Origin of the sequence: Streptomyces sp. NPDC059248, from assembly GCF_042753905.1 — a bacterium.
In the GTDB taxonomy this organism is placed as follows: Bacteria; Actinomycetota; Actinomycetes; order Streptomycetales; family Streptomycetaceae; genus Streptomyces.
Genome location: NZ_JBHYZV010000029.1, coordinates 41,146 through 63,835, shown reverse-complemented (window position 1 = coordinate 63,835; position 22,690 = coordinate 41,146). Strand labels below are relative to the sequence as shown.

Annotated in this window: 15 protein-coding genes and 1 pseudogene; 15 read left to right on the top strand and 1 reads right to left on the bottom strand. The window is 71.1% G+C overall.

The annotated features are described in order from the left end of the window. Positions 1-41: 41 nt before the first annotated feature. Entirely contained in the window at positions 42-1,325 is a 1,284-nt protein-coding gene (clpX, locus tag ACFXG1_RS15065) for an ATP-dependent Clp protease ATP-binding subunit ClpX (RefSeq protein WP_384718888.1), read from the top strand. A gap of 102 nt (positions 1,326-1,427) precedes the next feature. On the opposite strand, the gene ACFXG1_RS15060 is transcribed toward clpX, so the two are convergent. Further along, entirely contained in the window at positions 1,428-2,459 is a 1,032-nt protein-coding gene (locus ACFXG1_RS15060; RefSeq protein ID WP_384720107.1) for a hypothetical protein, read from the bottom strand. Positions 2,460-2,601: 142 nt separating this feature from the next. Between ACFXG1_RS15060 and ACFXG1_RS15055 the strand changes: the two genes are divergently transcribed. The 14 genes and pseudogenes from ACFXG1_RS15055 to ACFXG1_RS14990 all read left to right on the top strand — a co-directional run. Beyond that, positions 2,602-5,223 (top strand): valine--tRNA ligase, encoded by a 2,622-nt coding sequence (locus ACFXG1_RS15055; protein ID WP_384742726.1) that lies wholly within the window; start codon positions 2,602-2,604, stop codon positions 5,221-5,223. Positions 5,224-5,701: 478 nt separating this feature from the next. Beyond that, complete coding sequence (locus ACFXG1_RS15050; protein ID WP_384717619.1) at positions 5,702-6,865, top strand: sensor histidine kinase; 1,164 nt, start codon at positions 5,702-5,704, stop codon at positions 6,863-6,865. 42 nt (positions 6,866-6,907) lie between these two features. Then, a complete protein-coding gene (locus ACFXG1_RS15045; protein ID WP_384717616.1) occupies positions 6,908-8,437 on the top strand; it encodes a bifunctional folylpolyglutamate synthase/dihydrofolate synthase in 1,530 nt (509 codons plus the stop codon). Between the two features lie 6 nt (positions 8,438-8,443). Next, on the top strand, positions 8,444-8,794 hold the full coding sequence (locus ACFXG1_RS15040) for a DUF4233 domain-containing protein (protein WP_384717613.1): 351 nt from the start codon (positions 8,444-8,446) through the stop codon (positions 8,792-8,794). A gap of 137 nt (positions 8,795-8,931) precedes the next feature. Further along, positions 8,932-9,345 carry a nucleoside-diphosphate kinase gene (ndk, locus tag ACFXG1_RS15035; RefSeq protein WP_384717610.1) on the top strand — a complete coding sequence of 138 codons (414 nt, stop codon included), beginning with the start codon at positions 8,932-8,934 and terminating at the stop codon, positions 9,343-9,345. Positions 9,346-9,654: 309 nt separating this feature from the next. Continuing rightward, on the top strand, positions 9,655-10,674 hold the full coding sequence (locus tag ACFXG1_RS15030; protein ID WP_358823557.1) for a rod shape-determining protein: 1,020 nt from the start codon (positions 9,655-9,657) through the stop codon (positions 10,672-10,674). Between the two features lie 291 nt (positions 10,675-10,965). Continuing rightward, positions 10,966-12,105 (top strand): rod shape-determining protein MreC, encoded by a 1,140-nt coding sequence (gene mreC, locus ACFXG1_RS15025; RefSeq protein ID WP_384742721.1) that lies wholly within the window; start codon positions 10,966-10,968, stop codon positions 12,103-12,105. A 9-nt stretch (positions 12,106-12,114) separates the two neighbouring features. After that, positions 12,115-12,777: a rod shape-determining protein MreD gene (gene mreD, locus ACFXG1_RS15020; protein WP_384742719.1), complete on the top strand. Its 663-nt coding sequence runs from the start codon at positions 12,115-12,117 to the stop codon at positions 12,775-12,777. A gap of 22 nt (positions 12,778-12,799) precedes the next feature. Continuing rightward, a complete protein-coding gene (gene mrdA / locus ACFXG1_RS15015; RefSeq protein ID WP_384719411.1) occupies positions 12,800-15,055 on the top strand; it encodes a penicillin-binding protein 2 in 2,256 nt (751 codons plus the stop codon). A gap of 6 nt (positions 15,056-15,061) precedes the next feature. After that, positions 15,062-16,264, top strand: coding sequence for a rod shape-determining protein RodA (gene rodA, locus ACFXG1_RS15010; RefSeq protein ID WP_384719413.1), 1,203 nt, complete (start codon positions 15,062-15,064; stop codon positions 16,262-16,264). 116 nt (positions 16,265-16,380) lie between these two features. Beyond that, complete coding sequence (locus ACFXG1_RS15005; protein WP_384718972.1) at positions 16,381-17,898, top strand: CHAD domain-containing protein; 1,518 nt, start codon at positions 16,381-16,383, stop codon at positions 17,896-17,898. Positions 17,899-17,968: 70 nt separating this feature from the next. After that, positions 17,969-19,897: a TIGR03960 family B12-binding radical SAM protein gene (locus ACFXG1_RS15000; RefSeq protein ID WP_384742715.1), complete on the top strand. Its 1,929-nt coding sequence runs from the start codon at positions 17,969-17,971 to the stop codon at positions 19,895-19,897. Positions 19,898-20,165: 268 nt separating this feature from the next. Further along, complete coding sequence (locus ACFXG1_RS14995; protein WP_384718974.1) at positions 20,166-20,966, top strand: TIGR03936 family radical SAM-associated protein; 801 nt, start codon at positions 20,166-20,168, stop codon at positions 20,964-20,966. 273 nt (positions 20,967-21,239) lie between these two features. After that, positions 21,240-22,690, top strand: a pseudogene (locus ACFXG1_RS14990) (ribonuclease E/G); the annotation flags it as partial.

The window sequence follows — 22,690 nt, the reverse complement described above, 5'->3', positions numbered from 1 at the left end:
CGGCTGCACCAGGCCGCTCCCAGGCGAAGGGGAAGCACCTCGTGGCACGCATCGGTGACGGCGGCGATCTGCTCAAGTGCTCGTTCTGCGGAAAGAGCCAGAAGCAGGTGAAGAAGCTCATCGCAGGCCCCGGTGTGTACATCTGCGACGAGTGCATCGAACTCTGCAACGAGATCATCGAGGAGGAGCTCGCCGAGACCTCCGAGGTGCGCTGGGAGGAACTGCCCAAGCCACGCGAGATCTACGAGTTCCTCGAAGGCTATGTCGTCGGGCAGGAGCCCGCGAAGAAGGCCCTCTCCGTCGCGGTCTACAACCACTACAAGCGGGTCCAGGCCGGTGAGACCGGCGGCCCGAACGGCCGGGACGACGCCATCGAGCTGGCCAAGTCCAATATTCTGCTCCTCGGCCCCACCGGCTCCGGGAAGACCCTGCTCGCCCAGACCCTCGCCCGGATGCTGAACGTCCCGTTCGCCATCGCCGACGCCACGGCGCTGACCGAGGCGGGGTATGTCGGCGAGGACGTCGAGAACATCCTGCTGAAGCTCATTCAGGCCGCCGACTACGACGTCAAGAAGGCCGAGACCGGGATCATCTACATCGACGAGATCGACAAGGTCGCCCGTAAGAGCGAAAACCCGTCGATCACCCGGGACGTCAGCGGCGAGGGTGTGCAGCAGGCGCTGTTGAAGATCCTGGAGGGCACCACCGCCTCCGTACCGCCGCAGGGCGGCCGGAAGCACCCGCACCAGGAGTTCATCCAGATCGACACCACGAACGTCCTGTTCATCGTGGGCGGCGCCTTCGCCGGTCTGGAGAAGATCATCGAGTCCCGGGCGGGCGCCAAGGGCATCGGTTTCGGCGCCACCATCCGCTCCAAGCGGGAGATCGAGGCCAGCGACCAGTTCCAGGAGGTCATGCCGGAGGACCTGGTGAAATTCGGGATGATCCCCGAGTTCATCGGCCGGCTCCCGGTCATCACCTCGGTCCACAACCTCGACCGCGAGGCGCTGCTGAAGATCCTGGTCGAGCCGCGCAACGCGCTCGTCAAGCAGTATCAGCGGCTCTTCGAACTCGACGGCGTCGAGCTGGACTTCGACCGCCCCGCCCTGGAGGCCATCGCCGACCAGGCGATCCTGCGCGGCACCGGCGCCCGTGGACTGCGCGCCATCATGGAGGAGGTCCTCCAGTCGGTGATGTACGAGGTGCCGTCCCGCAAGGACGTCGCCCGGGTCGTGATCACCGCCGATGTCGTCCGCAACAATGTGAACCCCACCCTGGTGCCCCGGATCGTCCAGGGCGACGGCCGCCACGAGAAGTCGGCGTAGCCGCCCGCCCGGGGCCGTTCGCCCCGGAAGACCGAAGACCCCCGCCTCCGTACACGAACCGTACGGAGGCGGGGGTCTTTTCCGGGGGCGGACCGCCCGGGGTCAGATCTTGGTACGCGAGGTCTTGTACAGCTTCGCCGCCAGGTCGGCCAGCTTGTCCTGCGCCATGGGCTTGGCCGGCGTACCACCGGTCGCCTCCGACAGCATCGACAGCTCCATGTGCATCACCACGACGACACTGCTGTGGTCGCCCCAGACGCACACCGGGATCTCGAACGGCTGCTTGCCCGACTTGTCCTTGATGTTCTGGCATTTCATCACGGCGCCGTTGAAGCCGTTCGGCTTCACCGCCTTCGCGCTGCCGACCAGTTCGGCCTCGCCGTTCTTGCCCGAGTCCTTCTCCACCAGCTTGAAGAAGTTGTCGATGGCCTTCTCCGGCTGGTCGACCTTGCCCCAGAAGCCGGTCATCACCAGCATCTTGCCGGTGGTCGGGTCGTCACCCGCCTTGTAGCTCGCGGCCACCTGCTGGGGGTCCTTGATCCCCATGGACTCGGCGTCCTTGCGGTCCGACGACGACATCTTCTCGTCGCCGTCGCCGCCGCTCTGCTTCGTGTACTCGTCGACCGAGGCGGGCGGGGTGATCTTGTAGCCGCGGGTGCTGTCCGCGACCCCGCCGGAGCCGTTGTCCTCGGCGAGCAGCAGATAGCCACCACCGCCGACGACCGCGAGCGCCACCACGGCGGCGGCTATCACCAGACCGGTCTTCTTCTTCCGCGGCGCGTCCGGCGCGGGCGGCTGACCCGGGTAGCCGGGCTGCCGGCCGTACGGACCCGGCTGCTGCGGCGCGCCCCACTGGCCCGGCTGCTGCCCCTGCCCCGGCGCCCCGCCCTGCTCGGGACCGCCGTAGGGGTTGGGCTGCCCGGCGGGCTGCTGCGGGAAGCCGTAGCCGGCGCCCTGCGGCGGGGTGTACGGTCCCGGCTGGCCACCGGGCTGCTGGGGATAGCCGTAGCCGGGCTGAGAGGCCGGAGGCTGCTGGGGCTGCTGCGGCGGAGGGCCCCCGTACGGCCCCGGCTGACCGTACGGTCCGGGCTGCTGCGGCTGGCCGTCGTAAGGGCCCGGCTGGTTCTGGCTCATCCTCGTGAGTCCCCCATGTGAGAACGCTTATCTGGATTTCACATCCTCACCCACCCGCCCGTGCGGTGGGGCGACGGGGGTCACACCGTTACCGAACCTTCCCGTTTCCGTACGGCCCTGTGACACCCCCTAGACTGGCTCCGTGACCGAGAACACTCAGCAGCAGCCAGCCACCACCCCCGAACTGCCGACCCAGTACGCGCCGGCCGAGGTAGAGGGGACGCTGTACGAGCGCTGGGTAGGTCGCGGTTACTTCGAGGCGGACGCCAAGAGCGACAAGACCCCGTACACCGTCGTCATCCCCCCGCCGAACGTCACCGGCTCCCTCCACATGGGCCACGCCTTCGAGCACACCCTCATCGACGCCCTGACCCGCCGGAAGCGGATGCAGGGCTACGAGACGCTGTGGCAGCCCGGCATGGACCACGCCGGTATCGCCACCCAGAACGTCGTCGAGCGCGAGCTGGCCAAGGAGGGCAAGTCCCGCCACGACCTGGGCCGGGAGGCGTTCGTCGAGCGTGTCTGGCAGTGGAAGGCCGAGTCCGGCGGCCAGATCCAGGGACAGATGCGCCGCCTCGGCGAGGGCGTCGCCTGGAGCCGGGACCGCTTCACCATGGACGAGGGCCTCTCCCGGGCCGTCCAGACCGTCTTCAAGAAGATGTACGACGAGGGGCTGATCTACCGCGCCGAGCGCATCATCAACTGGTGCCCGCGCTGTCTGACCGCCATCTCCGACATCGAGGTCGACTACCAGGACGACGACGGCGAGCTGGTGTCGCTGAAGTACGGCGACGGCGACGAGACCGTCGTGGTCGCCACCACCCGCGCCGAGACGATGCTCGGCGACACCGCCGTCGCCGTCCACCCCGACGACGAGCGGTACGCCCACCTCATCGGCAAGCGGATCACCCTGCCGCTCACCGACCGCACCATCCCCGTCGTCGCCGACACCCATGTCGACCCCGAGTTCGGCACCGGCGCCGTCAAGGTCACCCCCGCCCACGACCCCAACGACTTCGCCATCGGCCAGCGCCACGGCCTGGAGTCCATCGAGGTGCTCGACGAGCGGGGCATCATCACCGTCCACGGACCCTTCGAGGGCCTCGACCGCTTCGAGGCCCGCTCGGCGATCGTCGCCGCGCTCCGCGCCGACGGCCGGATCGTCGCCGAGAAGCGCCCCTACACCCACTCCGTGGGCCACTGCTCCCGCTGCCGTACGACCCTGGAACCGCGCGTGTCGCTCCAGTGGTGGGTCAAGGTCGAGCCGCTCGCCAAGGCCGCCGGCGACGCGGTCCGCGACGGCAAGGTCGCCATCCACCCCGCCGACATGACCCAGCGCTACTACGACTGGGTCGACAACATGCACGACTGGTGCATCTCGCGCCAGCTGTGGTGGGGCCACCGGATCCCGATCTGGCACGGCCCGAACGGCGAGATGGTCGCCGTCGGACCCGACGAGCAGCCCCCGGCGGGCGAGGGCTGGGAGCAGGACCCCGACGTCCTCGACACCTGGTTCTCCTCCGGCCTGTGGCCCTTCTCCACCCTCGGCTGGCCCGAGCAGACCCCCGACCTGGAGAAGTTCTACTCCACCGACGTCCTCGTCACCGGCTACGACCTGATGTTCTTCTGGGTCGCCCGGATGATGATGTTCGGCCTGTACACCATGGACGGCGAGCCCCCGTTCCGTACCGTCGCCTTCCACGGCATGGTCCGCGACGAGTTCGGCAAGAAGATGTCCAAGTCGGCGGGGAACACCGTCAACCCGCTCGACTGGATGGACACCTACGGCTCCGACGCCGTCCGCTTCACCCTCGCCCGCGGCGCCAACCCGGGCACCGACGTCCCGATCGGCGAGGACTGGGTCCAGGCGTCCCGCAACTTCGCCAACAAGATCTGGAACGCGACCCGGTTCGCGCTGATGAACGGCGCCAACGTCGAAGGCGACCTGCCCCCCGTGGAGCAGCAGTCGGCGGCCGACCGGTGGATCCTGTCCCGGCTCAACAAGACCGTCGCCGAAGTCGACGCGTACTACGACGACTACCAGTTCGCCAAGTTGTCCGACGCGCTCTACCACTTCGCGTGGGACGAGGTCTTCGACTGGTACGTCGAACTCTCCAAGACCACCTACTTCGCCGGCGGCGAGCAGGCGAAGGTCTCCGCCCGCGTCCTCGGCGAGGTGCTCGACGTCACCCTGCGGCTGCTGCACCCCGTGACCCCGTTCGTCACCGAGGCGCTGTGGACGACCCTCACCGGCCGCGAGTCCGTCGTCATCGCCGACTGGCCCGCCGACAGCGGCTTCCGCGACGACGCCGCGGAACGGGAGATCGAACTGGTCCAGCGCGTCGTCACCGAAGTCCGCAGGTTCCGCTCCGACCAGGGCCTCCAGCCCGGCCAGAAGGTCCCCGCGCGGCTCGGCCTCACCGGGACGACGCTCGCCCCGCACGAAGCCGCGATCCGTCAGCTCCTCCGGCTCCAGCCCGAAGGCGACGCCTTCCACGCCACGGCCACCCTGCCGGTGGCCGGCGCGACCGTCGCCCTCGACCTCTCCGGCGCCATCGACGTCCCCGCCGAACGCAAGCGTCTCGCGAAGGACCTCGCGGCGGCCGAGAAGGAGAAGGCGCAGGCGGAGGCGAAGCTGGGCAACGACGCGTTCTTGGCGAAGGCGCCGGACCAGGTGGTGGACAAGATCCGCACCCGCCTTGCCTCGGCCGAGGCGGACATCACCCGCATCTCCGCCCAGCTGGAGAGCCTGCCTTCCCTTTAAAGGGCTCGGTTCGCCTCCGGGGCGCTTTAGCCGTGTTCTTCAGTCGACCGTGCTCGACCGCTCGTTCCTCGCGGCCTGCGCGCGCTCTCCTTCCAGACCACGACGCGCCCCTTCGGCTCACTCGCCACCACCCCCGGCCGACCCCTTCCGGGGCGGTCGGGGGCTCGGGTATCCAGGGGCGCGGTCCCTTTCCGGGGTGGCTCGGCCTCGGGTATCCAGGGGCGCGGGGAACTGCGCGACCAGCCGTCGACGGCGCGCGGTCGGAACTCCACATCGCCCCTACGGCGGGAAGCCGCCGCCCCGGGGCACCCGGCAGCGTCTGCCGGGTGCGCCCGGCCCCGGACCTCACACCGTGAGTGGCTGGTCGCGCAGTTCCCCGCGCCCCTGGAACCTGGGGTTCCGGTGCTCCGGGACGGGGCGGGCTCCCGGGGTGGTCCCGGGCTGGGCCGCCGGGAGGGCGGGACGCATCATGGAGGGCATGTCGCCCGTCAGGTACGTCGTGGTTCGCCTCGTCACCGAGGTGCGGCGGCGCACCCGCCGCTGGGCCGCGTCACCCCCCGCCCTCGACGTCATCGCCGCCCTGAGCTGCTTCTCGTTGATGGTGCTCGACGTACCCGGGCTGGCCGGCGCCGACAACTCCCTCACCGGGTTCACCGCCACCCTGGTCCTGGCGGCGGGCGCGGCGACCCTCGTCCTGCGGCGCCGGGCGCCCTGGGTGCCGTACGCCATAGCCCTGGCGCTCCTCGGCTGGCTGCACGAACTGACCATGATCCAGTTCGCGCTGTACTCCATCGGCCGGTTCCGCGGCCGGGCCGCCGGGGTCCTGGCGACCGCCGGATACGTCGCCGTCGCCTACGGGTTCTTCGTCCTCGCCGGCTGGCCCCGGCGCGGCGGGGACAGCCTCAGCTCCTTCCTCTCCCTCGTGGTGCCGATCGGCGTCCTCGCGGCGGGCGTCGGCATCGCGGCCTACCGGCACGACCTGGTGCGCGAGCTGGCGGCGCAACGCGCCCGTACCGCCGTGCTCAAAGCCGTCCAGGACGAACGCATCTCCGTCGCCCGGGACGTCCACGACCTGGTCGGCCGGGAGCTGACGGTGCTCGCGGTCCGGGCCGAGGTACTGGCGGTACGGGCCCGCGGCGACTCCCACGAGAAGGACTTCGAGGAGCTGGCCGACACCGCCCGGCGGGCGCATCAGATCCTCAACGACACGATCGTGCACCGGGCCGACGAACGGACCGCCACCCCCGGTCTCGACGGCCTGAGGGCCCTCGCGGAGGAGGGCGCGGCGATGGGCAGCCCGGTGACCGTGGACGTCGCCGACGCGGCCTACGGTCTCTCACCGCTGCGCCAGGCCGCCGTCCACCGCGTGGTCCAGGAGTGTCTGACGAACGCGGCCAAGCACGCCCCGGGCGAACGGGTGACCGTGCGCATCGGCCTCGACGGGCCCCGGCTGCGGGTCGTCGTCCGCAATCCGCTCCCGGCCGCAGCCCCGGTCACCGAACCGGTCTCCAGCGGTACCGGCACGTTCTCCATGCGGGAGCGCGTCACCGCGATGGGCGGCACGCTCACCGCCGGGCCGCGCGACGAGGTGTACGAGGTCGTCGCCGTCCTCCCGGCGGGCCGCAGGACCGGCGCGCCGTGAACCCCCGGCGGGACGGCGCGCCCGGCCGCCTAGACTGGGCGCGTGAGTGAGCACCCCGCCGACCCCCAGCCGGACGACGAGCCCGAGCCGTACGAGCGCGACGTCTTCGACGAGATCGTCGACGCCGAGACCGACCGCGACCCCGACCTGGCGGTGATCGAGGCGGGCAGCCGTACCCTGCGTACCCAGGCCGTCCCGCCGGACGCCGACGTACCCGGGCGGCCCGCCGACCCCGAGGTGGACGCGGCGCTGCGGGCGGTGGAGACGGAGCTGGCGACCCGCTGGGGCGAGACCAAGCTGGAGCCGTCGGTCCGGCGGATCGCGGCGCTGATGGACGTCCTGGGCGAGCCCCAGCGGTCGTACCCCTCGATCCACATCACCGGGACCAACGGCAAGACGTCCACGGCCCGGATGATCGAGGCCCTGCTCTCCGCGTTCGATCTGCGGACCGGCCGCTACACCTCCCCGCACGTCCAGTCGGTCACCGAGCGGATCAGCCTCGACGGCGCCCCGATGAGCGCCGAGCGGTTCATCGCCACCTATGAGGACATCAAGCCGTACGTCGAGATGGTCGACGCGGCGCAGGAGTACCGGCTGTCGTTCTTCGAGGTCCTCACCGGGATGGCGTACGCGGCCTTCGCGGACGCGCCGGTCGACGTGGCCGTCGTCGAGGTCGGTATGGGCGGCGAGTGGGACGCGACCAATGTGATCGACGGACAGGTGGCCGTGGTCACCCCCATCGACCTCGACCACACCGACCGGCTGGGCACCACCCACGCCGAGATCGCCGGGGAGAAGGCGGGCGTCGTCAAGCGGGGCGCCACCGTCGTCCTGGCCCAGCAGCCGGTGGACGCGGCGCAGGTGCTGCTGAAGAAGGCCGTCGAGGTGGACGCCACGGTGGCCCGCGAGGGCATGGAGTTCGGCGTGGTCTCCCGGGAGGTCGCGGTCGGCGGCCAGCTGCTCACCCTGCGAGGACTGGGCGGCGAGTACGGCGAGGTCTTCCTGCCGCTGTACGGGGCCCACCAGGCGCACAACGCGGCCGTGGCGCTCGCCGCGGTCGAGGCGTTCTTCGGGGTGGGCGCCGAACACGCGCGGGTCCTGGACCTGGAGACGGTGCGGCGGGCGTTCGCGAGGGTGAGCAGCCCGGCGCGGCTGGAAGTCGTCCGCCGCAGCCCCACGGTCGTGCTGGACGCGGCCCACAATCCGGCGGGCGCCCGGGCGACGGCCGAGGCGATGACGGAGGCGTTCGGCTTCTCCCGGCTGATCGGCGTCGTGGGCACCAGCGCCGGCAAGGACGTCCGCGGTCTGCTGGAGGCGTTCGAGCCGGTGTTCACGGAGATCGTGATCACCCGGAACTCCACCGGGCGGAGCATGGACCCCGACGAGCTGGCGGCGATCGCCGTGGAGGTCTTCGGCGACGAGCGGGTGGTGGTCGAGCCGCGGCTGGACGACGCGCTGGAGGCGGCGGTCTCCCTCGCCGAGGAGGAGGCCGAGTACGCGGGCGCCGGGGTGCTCGTGACCGGTTCGGTGTTCACGGCCGGCGAGGCCCGGCTGCTGCTGAAGAAGGGCTGAGAAGCGATGCGTACCCTCGCGGCGTCCACACTGATCGGCGAGTTCTTCGTGATCGGCTTCGCGGGCCTGGTGGCGATGAAGGACGACAGTCTGACCGTCGGCACCGTCTGGACGGTCTGCGGGATCGCCATGGCGCTGTCGCTGCTGCTGTGCGGGATGCTCACCAGGCCGGGCGGGGTGCAGCTCGGCTGGGTGCTCCAGATCGGGCTGATCGCCAGCGGCTTCGTGGTTCCGATGATGTTCCTCCTCGGGGTCTGCTTCGCCGGCCTGTGGTGGGCCTCCGTCCACTACGGGCGGAAGATCGACGAGGCGAAGGCCCGCTGGGCCGCCGAGTCGGGGAACGCGGATCCCGCGTAGCGCGTTCGGTGACGTTCGGGTTCTTCGGGGTGCTACGAGCCGATGTGGCAGGTCGTCTTCCGGACCGCCTGCCGCTGTTCGAGTGATGGGCGATAATCTCGCACCACCGCTAACGAACATCGCAAGGAGCACCACACATGACGGAACGATCCCTCGTCATCCTGAAGCCGGACGCCGTGCGCCGTAAGCTCGTCGGCGAGATCCTCGGCCGGATCGAGGCCAAGGCCGGCTGGACCATCGAGGAGATGGAGCAGCGGACCCTGGACCGTCCCACCCTGGAGCGGCACTACGCCGAGCACGTGGGCAAGGTCTTCTACGAGCCGCTGGTCGAGTTCATGCTCTCCGGGCCGGTCGTCGTGCTCGTCGTCGAGGGTGACCGGGTGATCGAGGGCATACGCCAGTTGGCGGGCCCGACGGACCCGATCGCCGCACCGCCCGGCTCCATCCGGGGGGATTATGGAACCATCGTCCGCGAGAATCTCATCCACGCCTCGGACTCCGCCGAGTCCGCCATTCGGGAACAGAAGATCTTCTTCCCCGGTCTTTCCTGACGATACGCCGGTTCCCGCCGGCCCGGTGGAACCGTAAGAGCCCGTTCGGCGTCGTCAAACGGGTGGGTGGACTTCGGTGACCTGGGGCGACCGAAGGAATTCGGTCGCCTGTCGGCATATGCGGACACTTTTCGGGAACGCATCGCTGCGACACCACGTCACCTATTACAAGAGGCGGTCCACCGCGCCGCTTCACCCGTGGCGGCACTACGATGGAAGTCGCCACTCCACAAGCATCCATCCACGCCTTCCTGAAGAGCCGTCAAAGCTCCCGCAGGGAAGGCGTCACGCATCCTGTTGGGGAAGAACATGTCGTTCATCGGCCGTGATATGGCTGTCGACCTCGGGACCGCCAACACGCTGGTGTACGTCAGGGGCCGGGGGATCGTTCTCAACGAGCCGTCCGTCGTCGCGATCAACACCAACACCGGTGGCATTCTCGCGGTCGGCTCCGAGGCGAAGAAGATGATCGGCCGGACGCCGGGGAACATCGTGGCCGTCCGGCCGCTCAAGGACGGCGTGATCGCCGACTTCGAGATCACGGAGCGGATGCTCCGTTACTTCATTCTCAAGATCCACAAGCGTCGTTATCTGGCCCGGCCCCGGGTCGTCGTCTGTGTGCCCTCCGGCATCACGGGCGTCGAGCGCCGCGCCGTCATCGAGGCGTCCACCCAGGCGGGGGCCCGCCAGGTGCACATCATCGAGGAGCCCATGGCCGCGGCCATCGGCTCCGGGCTCCCGGTCCACGAGGCCACCGGCAACATGGTCGTCGACATCGGCGGCGGCACCACCGAGGTCGCCGTGATCTCCCTCGGCGGAATCGTCACGGCACAGTCCATCCGGGTGGCGGGCGACGAGCTGGACAACGCGATCATCCAGCACATCAAGAAGGAGTACTCCCTCCTCCTCGGTGAGCGCACCGCCGAATCCATCAAGATCACCATCGGTTCGGCCTATGATCTCGAACAGGACGAGCACACCGAGATCCGCGGGCGCGACCTGGTCTCCGGGCTGCCCAAGACCGTGGTCATCTCGGCGGCCGAGGTCCGCAAGGCGATCGAGGAGCCGGTCAACGCGATCGTCGACGCCGTGAAGACGACCCTCGACAAGTGTCCGCCGGAGCTCTCCGGCGACGTGATGGACCGGGGGATCGTGCTCACCGGCGGCGGGGCGCTGCTGCGCGGACTCGACGAGCGGCTGCGCCGGGAGACCGGGATGCCGATCCATATCGCCGAGGACCCGCTGGACTCGGTGGCGCTCGGGTCGGGCAAGTGCGTCGAGGAGTTCGAGGCGCTCCAGCAGGTGCTGGACGCCCAGCCCCGGCGCTAGCGGCCGGCCGGACCGCCCGGTCGGACCGGTCGGGCGGCCGGTGACGTACCAACAGAACAATGCGCACGAGGGCGCGCCGGCGGTCGGGGCGCGCGGGGGAGGGGCGATCGGCCCCGGAGCCCGGACGGGTCCCGGGAACCCCGGTACGGGCGTCTGCCGACCCGTACGGACGATCGCCGGGCAGTGACGATCGCCGAGCGGTGACGATCGTCGAGCGGTACGGAAGAACATCACGACCATCACGACCATCACGACACCGACATTCCGACGAGGAAGGCACGGCCGCCGCACGTGAGGGACACACGAGAGAGCCGGCTGCTCCTGGTGCTGCTGATCGCCATCGCGTTCGCACTGATCACGGTGGATATCCGCGGCGGCGAGGACTCACCGGTCGACGGCGCCCGGCAGGCCGCCGCGACCGTCTTCGGTCCGGTCCAGAACGGCGTGGCGACCGCCGTCGATCCCGTGGGCAACGCCATCGGGGCGATCCGGGACTCGGGGGAGCGGCACAACCGCATCACCGAGCTGGAGCGGGAGAACGCCGAGCTGCGGACGAAGCTCGGCAGCGACGACCGCAACGGCAGCCGGGCCCGGGAGCTGGACAAGCTGCTGCGGACCGCGGGCGCCGGACAGTACCGGGTCAAGGCCGCCGAGGTCATCGCCATAGGAGCGGCTCAGGGCTTCTCCTGGACCGTCACCGTCGACGTCGGCTCCGAGGACGGAATCAAGCGGGACATGACCGTCATCAACGGTGACGGCCTGGTCGGCCGGGTCACCACCGTCGGCCCCGGCACCGCCACCGTGCTGCTCGCCAACGACCCCCGCTTCACCGTCGGCACCCGGATGGAGAAGACCGACGAACTCGGCTTCGCCACCGGGCAGGGCGACCGCCCCGTCTCCGTACAGCTCCTCAACGGCAAGTCGAAGGTGAAGAAGGGCGACCGGATGGTCACCTTCGGCTCGCAGGCGTCCCGGCCGTTCGTCCCCGGCGTCCCGATCGGCGAGGTCGTCAAGGTCGACCCGCTCGGCGGCGATCTGACCCGTACCGTCTACGTCCGCCCCTATGTGGGCTTCAGCCGGCTGGACATCGTCGGGGTCGTCGTCGCCGCGCCCGGCAGCGACCCGCGCGACTCCGTCCTGCCGCCCAAGCCCAAGGTCAAGCCCGTACCGACCGTCACCGTCACGGTCAACCCGTCGGCGTCGGCCGATCTGCGGCAGCAGGGCGGCGACACCGGCACCGTGCCGGGCACCGATCAGAACGCCGACCCGAACGCCGATCCCGGTACGGCACAGGGCGCCGACCCGAACCCGGACCCGAACGCGGATCCGAACGCCGCCCGGGACACCGGACAGGCCCCGGGCCCGGACCCCGGACGGGCCGACGCGACACCACCGGGCCGCCCCGCAGGCCAGACCGACGAGCAGCGGTAGGAGATCCGTATGCGCATCAACCGGATCCTGCTGTCCAGCGCGCTCGTGGTGGTCGCGCTCGTCGTCCAGGTCTCCGTACTCGCCCGGCTCCAGCTGCCCGGCGCCGTCCCCGATCTGCTGCTGCTCACCGTCCTCGGACTGGCCTTCGTCTACGGGCACGTCTCCGGCGCCCTGATCGGCTTCGGCGCCGGACTCCTCGCCGACCTCGCGCCACCCGCCGACCACGCCGCCGGACGGTACGCCCTGGTCCTCTGCGTGATCGGCTATCTCGCGGGGCTCGCCCGCCCCCAGGACGGCAAGGTCCGCTCCGCCACCGGACCGATGGTCGTGGTCGTCGCCGCGGCCGTCGGCTCCACCCTGCTCTACGCGGGCGTGGGCGCCCTCGTCGGCGACAGCGCGGCCCGTCAGGTGGGCCTGGGCGGTCTGCTGTTCACGGCGGCGGTCTACGATCTGCTGCTCGCCCCGTTCACCGTGCCGGTCGTGATGGCCCTGGCCCGCCGGACGGAGAACGACCCGGTGACCGAGGCCCAGGGCGGCGGGGACGTCTCGTCCGGCTGGCTGGCCTCCGGCACCGGACTGCGGATCGGCAGCCAGCGCGGCGGCCTCAGACTGCGGTCCGCCCGGTCGAGGGCCTCACGCGCGGGCCGGATCAAGGGCGTCAAGCGACTGTGACCGAGGGAGGGGCACACACACCATGAGCAACATCCCGGAGACCGGCCGGACCCCCCGGGTCCAGATCCGGCTCGTCGTCATCCAGGTCCTGGTCTTCTCCCTCCTCCTCACCCTCGGCGGGCGGCTCTGGTACCTCCAGATCCGCAACGGCCAGGAGTACACGGACGAGGCGAAGAACAACGGCGTCCAGCGGGTCGTCCAGCCCGCGGTCCGGGGCTCCATCCTGGACGCCCGCGGCGTGGCGCTCGCCGACAACGAGACCCGTCTCGTGGTCTCCGCGTCCCGTACCGAGCTGATGAAGATGCCGGACGACGGCAAGGCCGTCCTCACCCGGCTCGCGGACGTCCTCGGCATGAAGCCGAAGGAGGTCATGGACAAGGTCAGGCTCTGCGACTCCAAGACCCCCAAGCCGTGCTGGAACGGCTCGCCCTACCAGCCCATCCCGGTCACGGACGAGGCCACCACCCAGCAGGCGCTCCAGATCCGGGAGCGCGCGGAGGACTTCGGGGGCATCACCGCCGAACCCACCGCCGTCCGCCGCTACACCGCGCCCGGCAAGGCCAACACCGCCCAGGTCCTCGGCTATCTCTCACCCGTCACCGACGGTGAGATCCAGAAGGCCAAGGACAGCGAATCGCCCTATCTCCGCTCCGACCAGGTGGGCCGCTCCGGCATCGAACGCACCTACGACAAGGCGCTCCGCGGCAAGGCCGGGATCACCCGTTACGAGGTCGACAACCTGGGCCGGGTGATCGGCGAGGCCGAACGCGACCAGGCCAGGGCCGGGGCGAACCTGGTCACGTCGATCGACGCCCGGGTGCAGGCGGTCGCGGAGTACGAGCTGAACGAGGCGATGAAGGCCGCCCGCAAGGAACTCGACCGCAACACCCAGGTGAACTACAAGGCCGACGCGGGCGCCGTCGTCGTCATGGAGAACAAGACCGGCCGGGTCGTCGCCATGGCGTCCCTGCCGACCTATGACCCCAATGCCTGGGTCGGCGGTATCTCGGCCAAGGACTACGCCGCCCTGACCAGCGACGACTCCAACTTCCCGCTACTGAACCGGGCCATCCAGGGCCAGGCGGCCCCCGGCTCGATCTTCAAGATCGTCTCCTCGGCCGCCGCCGTCCGGGCCGGCTACGAGTTCGACGGCAACTATCCCTGCCCGTCGTCGCTCTCCTTCGGCGGCCGGGAGTTCAAGAACTTCGAGTCCAAGGGCTACGGCTCCATCAGCCTCGGCCGGGCCCTGGAGGTCTCCTGCGACACGGTCTACTACGGCCTCGCGTACAACGAGTGGGCCAAGGACGGCGGCATCAAGCCGAAGAAGGACGCCAAGAACTGGTTCTACCGCACCGCCCACGACTTCGGGCTCGGCTCGGAGACCGGGATCGACCTGCCGAACGAGGTCAAGGGCCGGGTTCCGGACCGGGAGTGGAAGCAGAGCTTCTGGGAGGCCAACAAGGAGTCCTGGTGCAAGACCGGCAAGAAGGGCGGGGACTACGGCGAGCAGGTCGCGTACGAGAACTGCCTCGAAGGCAACCAGATGCGCGCCGGTGACTCGGTGAACTACTCCATCGGACAGGGCGACATCCTCGTCACCCCGATACAGATGGCGACCGCCTACGCGGCCATCGCCAACGGCGGCACGCTCTACAACCCCACCGTCGGCAAGGCGATCATCAGCCCCGACGGCAGGAAGGTGGAGGAGATCAAGCCGAAGTCGCACGGCAGGCTGCCGATGGACAAGCAGACCAGGGACCAGATAAACGATGCCCTCGCGGGAGTCGTGAAGACCGGCTCGGCCGCCTGGCGGTTCCAGGGCTGGCCGCACGACAAGATCCCGATGCACGCCAAGACGGGCACGGCCGAGGTCTTCGGCAAGCAGACCACCTCGTGGTTCGCCACGTACACGGACGACTTCACGATCGTGATGACGATCTCCCAGGGCGGTACGGGTTCGGGCGCGTCCGGACCCGCGGTCCGCAATATCTACGAGGCGATGTACGGCCTCGACGAGAAGGGCGGCCAGGACCTGAAGCGGGCCCTGCTGCCCGGACCGCAGAAGACGCTGCCGAAGGTCCAGCCCGACGGGAACATCGACGCGCCCGAGATCAAGCCGTACGTCCCCCCGAAGCCGGAGGACGAACAGGGCACCGCCGACACCCGGCAGGACCAGAACCAGCAGAACCAGCAGGACCCGAATCAGCAGGACCAGGACCAGCAGGACCAGCAGGACCAGGATCAGCGGCTCGCGGGACCACCCGCTCGGAGGGACTAAGGGCACATGGCCGGCACCAATGGCTTCTCCGTCTCCGGCTACGGCCCACGACGCGGTGGACTGTGGGCGCAGCTCAGCTCGCGCGACTCGATGGTCCGCCGCCTCGACTGGCCCCTGCTGTTCTCCGCCCTCGCCCTCAGCGCCATCGGGGCCCTGCTGGTGTGGTCCGCCACCCGCAACCGCACCGAGCTGAACCAGGGCGACCCGTACTACTTCCTCTTCCGGCACACCCTCAACACCGGCATCGGCCTGGCCCTGATGGTCGGCACCATCTGGCTCGGCCACCGCACCCTGCGCGGCGCCGTCCCCGTGCTGTACGGCATCTCCATCCTCCTGATCCTGCTGGTGCTGACCCCGCTCGGGGCGACGATCAACGGCGCCCACGCCTGGCTGGTGATCGGCGGCGGCCTCACCATCCAGCCGTCCGAGTTCGTCAAGATCACCATCATTCTGGGTATGGCGATGCTGCTGGCGGCCCGGGTCGACGCGGGCGATACGGCCCATCCCGACCACCGCGTCATCGCCAAATCGCTGGTGCTCGCCGTCGTACCGATGCTGATCATCATGCGGATGCCCGACCTCGGCTCCGTGATGGTGATGGTGGTGATCGTCCTCGGGGTGCTGCTCGCCTCCGGGGCGCCCAACCGCTGGGTCCTCGGACTCATCGGCGGCGGGGTGGCCGGTGCCGTCCTGGTCGCCGCGCTCGGACTGCTCGACGAGTACCAGATCAACCGGTTCGCCGCCTTCGCCAACCCCGAGCTGGACCCGGCGGGTGTCGGCTACAACACCAACCAGGCCCGGATCGCCATCGGCTCCGGCGGGCTGATGGGCACCGGGCTGTTCAAGGGGTCCCAGACCACCGGGCAGTTCGTTCCCGAGCAGCAGACCGACTTCGTCTTCACCGTCGCGGGCGAGGAACTGGGCTTCGTCGGTGCCGCGCTGATCCTGGTCCTGCTGGGCGTCGTGCTGTGGCGGGCCTGCCGGATCGCCCGGGAGACCACCGAGCTGTACGGCACCGTCGTGGCGGCCGGCATCATCGCCTGGTTCGCCTTCCAGTCCTTCGAGAACATCGGGATGACCCTCGGCATCATGCCGGTCGCGGGACTCCCGCTGCCGTTCGTCTCCTACGGCGGCTCGTCCATGTTCGCCGTCTGGGTGGCGGTCGGACTCCTCCAGTCCATCCGGGTACAGCGCCCCATAACGGCCTGAGCCACCACCCGGCCCGTCCCGCCCGGCCCCCGGAACACCGCCCGAGCACGGCGAACGCGCGATTCGGCGGTGTTCCGGGGCTGCCGTAACGAATCATCCCGAATTAGATTCGATGTATGGCGGACACGAAGCGCGAAATCGAGCGGAAGTACGAAGCCACTCCCGAGACCCGGCTGCCCGACCTGACCCGGGTGCCGGGCGTCTCCACCGTCGTCGACCAGGGCACCACCGAACTCGACGCGGTCTACTACGACACCCAGGACCTGCGGCTCGCCGCCGCGTCCATCACCCTCCGGCGCCGTACCGGCGGCGCCGACGCGGGCTGGCACCTCAAACTGCCCGTCGCCCCCGGAGTGCGCGACGAGATCACGGCCCCGCTCTCCCCGGCGCTGCCCCGCGCCCTGCGGGCCCTGATCCGGGCCCGCACCAGGTCCACCGAGCCGGAACCCGTGATCCGGCTGCTCTCCACCCGGGAGATCCACCACCTCCTCGACGCGGACGGCGTCCTCCTCGCCGAGCTGAGCCGGGACGCGGTACGCGCCGAACGGCTCGACGACGGGCGGACCGCGGGCTGGGACGAGATCGAGGTCGAACTCGCCGACGACGGCGATCCGGCCCTTCTCGACAAGGTCGGCAAACGCCTCCGCAAGGCCGGTATCAGGGCCGCCGACGCCCCCTCCAAGCTGGCCCGCGCCCTCGGCGAGACCGGCCTCGACGCCGCCTTCGCCCCCGCCCCGCCCGCCCCCGGCGACGACGCGGGCTCCTCCGTCCTGGTCTATCTGCGCGAGCAGGTCACCGCCCTCCTCGCCCACGACCCCGGGGTACGCCGCAACACCCCCGACGCCGTCCACCAGATGCGGGTCGCCACCCGCAGGCTGCGCAGCGCGTTCCGCTCGTACTCCTCGGTACTCGACCGCGCCGTCACCGACCCGGTCGGCGAGGAGCTGAAATGGCTGGCGGGCGAGCTGGGCGCGGCCCGCGACACCGAGGTCCTGGCCGAACGGCTGCGGGGCGGACTCGACGCCCTCCCCAGGCCCCTGCTGCTGGGCCCCGTCCGCGGCCGGCTGCGGATCTGGACGGCCTCCCGCGGCTCCGGCGCCCGCCGCCGCGCCCTGACCGCCCTCGACAGCGCCCGCTATCTCGCCCTGCTCACCGCCCTCGACACCCTGCTCGCCGATCCACCGCTGCGCAAACGGGCCGCGGGCGCGCCGGAAGCCGTCCTGCCCAAGGCGCTGCTCAAGGACTACGGGCGGCTCTCCGAGCGGATCGACCACGCCCTCTCCCTGCCCGCGGGCAGGGACCGCGATCTGGCCATGCACGACGCCCGCAAGGCCGCCAAACGCGCCCGGTACGCGGGCGAGGCGGCCACCGCGGCCCTCGGCCGCCCCGCCCGGTGGTTCGCCAAACGGATGAAGGCGGTCCAGACCGTGCTCGGCGAGCACCAGGACAGCGTCGTCGCCCGGGACACCCTGCGCGATATCGCGATCCAGGCGCACGCGGCGGGGGAGTCGGCCTTCACCTGGGGACTCCTGTACGGGCGTGAGCAGCGGGCCGCCGCCGACCGGGAGCTGGAGCTGCCGGACGTCTGGGCCGCCGCCGACCGGGGGAAGTTGCACCAGCACGGCGTCGGCTGAGGGCATCGTCCGATCGGGGTACGCTGGATGGTCACCCCTGCCAGCTCACGAAAGCCCTGAGATCTCTGAGATGTCTGCTGCCGAGTCGGTCTTCCCACAGCTAGAGGCTCTGCTCCCGCATGTGCAGAAGCCGATCCAGTACGTCGGCGGTGAGCTGAACTCCACCGTCAAGCCGTGGGAGTCGTGTGACGTCCGCTGGGCGCTGATGTACCCGGACGCGTACGAGGTCGGACTGCCCAACCAGGGCGTCATGATCCTCTACGAGGTACTGAACGAGCGCGAGGGTGTGCTCGCCGAGCGGACGTACAGCGTCTGGCCGGACCTGGAGGAGCTGATGCGGGAGCACGGCGTCCCGCAGTTCACGGTCGACTCCCACCGTCCGGTCGGCGCGTTCGACGTCTTCGGCCTCAGCTTCTCCACCGAGCTGGGGTACACGAACATGCTGGCCGCCCTCGACCTCGCCGGCATCCCGCTGGCGGCGAAGGACCGCGGGATCGACGACCCGATCGTCCTCGCGGGCGGCCACGCGGCCTTCAACCCCGAGCCGATCGCCGAGTTCATCGACTGCGCCGTCATCGGCGACGGCGAGCAGGCCGTCCTCGACATCACCGACATCGTCCGCGCCTGGAAGGCCGAGGGCCGCCCCGGCGGGCGCGAGGAGGTGCTGTTCCGGCTCGCGAAGACCGGCGGGGTGTACGTCCCCGGCTTCTACGACGTCGAGTATCTGCCCGACGGGCGGATCGGCCGGGTCGTACCGAACCGCTCCGGCGTGCCGTGGCGGGTCTCCAAGCACACCGTCATGGACCTCGACGAGTGGCCCTACCCCAAGCAGCCGCTGGTCCCGCTGGCCGAGACCGTCCACGAGCGGATGTCCGTGGAGATCTTCCGCGGCTGCACCCGCGGCTGCCGGTTCTGCCAGGCGGGCATGATCACCCGCCCGGTGCGGGAACGCAGCATCACCGGCATCGGCGAGATGGTCGACAAGGGTCTGAAGGCGACCGGCTTCGAGGAGGTCGGCCTGCTCTCGCTCTCCAGTGCCGACCACTCCGAGATCGGCGACGTCGCCAAGGGACTCGCCGACCGGTACGAGGCTGACAAGATCGGGCTCTCCCTCCCGTCCACCCGCGTCGACGCCTTCAATGTCGACCTGGCGAACGAGCTGACCCGCAACGGCCGCCGCTCCGGCCTCACCTTCGCCCCCGAAGGCGGCTCCGAGCGGCTGCGCAAGGTCATCAACAAGATGGTCTCGGAGGAGGACCTGATCCGTACGGTCGCCACCGCCTACGGCAACGGTTGGCGCCAGGTGAAGCTGTACTTCATGTGCGGTCTGCCCACCGAGACCGACGAGGACGTCCTCCAGATCGGCGACATGGCGGTCAACGTCATCGCCAAGGGCCGGGAGGTCTCCGGCTCCCAGGACATCCGCTGCACCGTCTCCATCGGCGGCTTCGTCCCCAAGCCGCACACCCCCTTCCAGTGGGCCCCGCAGCTCTCCGCCGAGGCCACCGACGCCCGGCTGGAGAAGCTCCGCGACAAGATCCGCGGCGACAAGAAGTACGGCCGCTCCATCGGCTTCCGCTACCACGACGGAAAGCCCGGCATCGTCGAGGGCCTGCTCTCGCGCGGCGACCGCCGCGTGGGCGATGTGATCCGCGCCGTCTACGAGGACGGCGGCCGCTTCGACGGCTGGCGCGAGCACTTCTCGTACGACCGCTGGATGGCCTGTGCCGGCAAGGCGCTCCCCGCGTACGGCGTGGACGTCGACTGGTACACCACCCGGGAGCGTACCTACGAGGAGGTCCTCCCCTGGGACCACCTCGACTCCGGGCTCGACAAGGACTGGCTCTGGGAGGACTGGCAGGACGCCCTCGACGAGACCGAGGTCGAGGACTGCCGCTGGACCCCCTGCTTCGACTGCGGGGTCTGCCCCCAGCTCGGCCTGGACATCCAGATCGGCCCCACCGGCAAGAAGCTGCTCCCGCTGACGGTGGTGAAGTAGTCCCCCGGGGGGCGGTCCCGGCCGCCCCCGCGGACGGCGCCCGTACCCGGGAATCCGGCATCGCCGCCGGTATCCGTCCCGGAACCCCGGGAACCGGTGGGGGCCCCGGCGCGTACTCTGGGTAGAAGAACGACTGTCACGGACAGCGGCGGCCCGCCCCCGGGCTCCCCCGCGCGAAGCGGGTGCGAGCCGGGCGGGCGCCCACGGGACATCAGGCATTCCGAGGGCGGCGTCACCCGCGACCGCCCCGCACCGAGGAGAAGAACCACTGGGCAAGCGACAGCCCGAAGGCCCACCGCCCGCACCCGCGGTACAGCGCATCCGCCTGCGCTACACCAAGCGCGGCCGCCTCCGGTTCACCAGCCACCGAGACTTCCAGCGCGCCTTCGAGCGGGCTCTGCGCCGGGCCGAGGTGCCCATGGCGTACTCGGCGGGCTTCACCCCGCACCCGAAGGTGTCGTACGCCAACGCCGCCCCCACCGGTACCGGCTCCGAGGCCGAGTACCTGGAGATCGCCCTCACCGAGACCCGGGACCCCGACGCGCTCCGCGACCTGCTCAACGAGTCGCTGCCGGACGGTCTCGACATCACCGACGCCGTCGAGGCCCGTACGTCCGGGCTCGCCGACCGGCTGACCGCCTCCGTCTGGGAGCTCCGGCTCGACCGGGTCGACCCGGCGGACGCCGAACGGGCCGTCACGGCCTTCCTCGCGGCCGACACCGTCGAGGTCGAGCGGCGGACGAAGAACGGCATGCGGACCTTCGACGCCCGCGGCGCGGTCGTGTCACTCGACGTGTTCCCCCCGCAGGCCGATGGGCCGCCGGCGCGGGCCTGTGCGATACTGCGGCTGGTAGTACGGCACGTGACGCCTGCTGTACGACCCGACGACGTCCTGTCCGGTCTCCGCGCTGTGGCCGACCTGGCGCCGCCGGTCCCCGCAGCGGTGACCAGGCTGGCGCAGGGGCTCTTCGACGAGGAGTCCGGCACGGTGACCGACCCGCTCGCAGTCGACCGCGAGGCAGTACCGGCCGCTCCAACCATGGCCGCCGGGACCGTCTCCCCTCGATGACGCGAGGGCGTCCCCACGGGGACGCGGGTCCGGTCCCGTTCGCGACCGGATCGTCGTCGAGCGCGGCCCTCGTACGCGGAAGCCACCTGGGTCGGGCCGCGGAAGACCACAAGACTTTCGCCAGGCCGTGTGTACATCGCGCACGGAACCGGCGAGCCAGACAATTCAGCTCCCGTGCGGCGGCCTCGCCCCGGACGGCATCACCGCGCCGAGCGCGGACATGGCCGGACCGTGAACGCGTCCGCCCGGGAGCGTGACGGGAGAACCGCCCGCATGCACGAGTCGAACGAATCCGGCACCGCCGGAACCACCACCCCCGGGGCCGACAGCCCCAGCGACACCCTGCCCCCGCGCCGCCGCCGCGCCGCCTCCCGCCCCGCGGGACCGCCCGCCGCGGACGCCGTGGCCGAGGAGGCCGCGCCGCGTACCCGCCGCCGCGCCACGCGCAAGGCGACGTCCGCCGAGCCGGTCGCGGCCGAGACCACCACCGAGCCGGTGGCGGCGGAGCCGGCCGAGGAGGAGGCCCCGCGCAAGCGCCGCCGGGCGACACGCGCGGCCACCGCCCCGGAGCCCGTCGCCGCCGAGCCGGTCGTCGCCGAGCCCGTAGCCGAGGCTGTGGCGGAGGAGCCCGCTCCGCGGGCCCGTCGCCGGGCCACCCGTAAGACCACGTCCCCCGAGCCGGTCGCCGCCGAGGCGGTTGTCGAGCCGGTCGCCGAGCCCGTAGCCGAGGCCGTCGTGGAGGAGTCCGCTCCGCGTGCCCGTCGCCGTGCCACCCGTAAGGCGACGTCCGCCGACGCGGTCGCCGAGCCGGTCGTCGCCGAGGCTGTAGCGGAGGCGGTGGCGGAGGAGCCCGCTCCCCGCGCCCGTCGCCGCGCGACCCGTAAGACCACCTCGCCGGAGCCGGTCGCGGTCGAGGCCGCTGTCGAGCCGGTCGTCGCCGAGCCCGTCGCCGAGGCCGTCGTGGAGGAGCCCGCGCCGCGTGCCCGCCGCCGGGCCACCCGTAAGACCACGTCCCCCGAGCCGGTCGCCGCCGAGACGGTTGTCGAGCCGGTCGCCGAGGCCGTGGCGGAGGAGCCCGCGCCGCGTGCCCGTCGCCGCGCCACCCGTAAGACCACCTCTCCCGAGCCCGTCGCGGCCGAGGCCGCCGGGTCCGGCGAGACGCTGCCCGGTAACGCCGTGACCGAGATCGCCGCCCACGGCGACCAGGTCGCCGCCGCCGAGAGCGCAGCGAGCCGGGGCCGTTCCCGCCGCCGGGTCGTCGCCCCGCAGTTCACCGCCGAGCCCCCCGAGGCCGGTGGCGCGAAGCGCCGGGCCGCCCGCCCCGCCGTCGCCGTCTTCCAGGCCCCGGTCTTCGCCGAGCCGATGTTCCAGACCCCGGAGACGGCCGCCGCGGCCGCCGCCGCGTACGAGGCGCCCGAGGAGACGGAAGAGACCGACGAGCTCGAAGAGGCGGTGGAGCAGCCGGTCGAGACCCCGGCCGAGCCCGCCGCCGAGCCGGCCGGCCGTCGTCGCCGTCGTCGTCGCGCCGAAGCCCCCGAGCAGCCCGCCGAGCCCGTCGCCGAGGCCGTCGAGCCCGCCGAAGCGGAGCCCGAGGCCGCCGACGAGGCGGAGGAGCAGGACGAGTCCGAGGACCGCCCCTCCCGTCGTCGCCGCCGCGGCGGCCGTCGCCGCCGTCGCGGAGACTCCGCCGAGCACCCGGAGTCCGACGAGGACACCGAGGGCGC

What these genes read in the sequence shown, in the direction of transcription:
- ACFXG1_RS15005 (WP_384718972.1), top strand. Translation starts at nt 16,381, where the DNA reads ATGGCGGACACGAAGCGCGAAATCGAGCGGAAGTACGAAGCCACTCCC.
- rodA (WP_384719413.1), top strand. Translation starts at nt 15,062, where the DNA reads ATGGCCGGCACCAATGGCTTCTCCGTCTCCGGCTACGGCCCACGACGC.
- ACFXG1_RS15040 (WP_384717613.1), top strand. Translation starts at nt 8,444, where the DNA reads ATGCGTACCCTCGCGGCGTCCACACTGATCGGCGAGTTCTTCGTGATC.
- mrdA (WP_384719411.1), top strand. Translation starts at nt 12,800, where the DNA reads ATGAGCAACATCCCGGAGACCGGCCGGACCCCCCGGGTCCAGATCCGG.
- ndk (WP_384717610.1), top strand. Translation starts at nt 8,932, where the DNA reads ATGACGGAACGATCCCTCGTCATCCTGAAGCCGGACGCCGTGCGCCGT.
- ACFXG1_RS15000 (WP_384742715.1), top strand. Translation starts at nt 17,969, where the DNA reads ATGTCTGCTGCCGAGTCGGTCTTCCCACAGCTAGAGGCTCTGCTCCCG.
- ACFXG1_RS15060 (WP_384720107.1), bottom strand. Translation starts at nt 2,459, where the DNA reads ATGAGCCAGAACCAGCCGGGCCCTTACGACGGCCAGCCGCAGCAGCCC.
- mreD (WP_384742719.1), top strand. Translation starts at nt 12,115, where the DNA reads ATGCGCATCAACCGGATCCTGCTGTCCAGCGCGCTCGTGGTGGTCGCG.
- ACFXG1_RS15050 (WP_384717619.1), top strand. Translation starts at nt 5,702, where the DNA reads ATGTCGCCCGTCAGGTACGTCGTGGTTCGCCTCGTCACCGAGGTGCGG.
- ACFXG1_RS15030 (WP_358823557.1), top strand. Translation starts at nt 9,655, where the DNA reads ATGTCGTTCATCGGCCGTGATATGGCTGTCGACCTCGGGACCGCCAAC.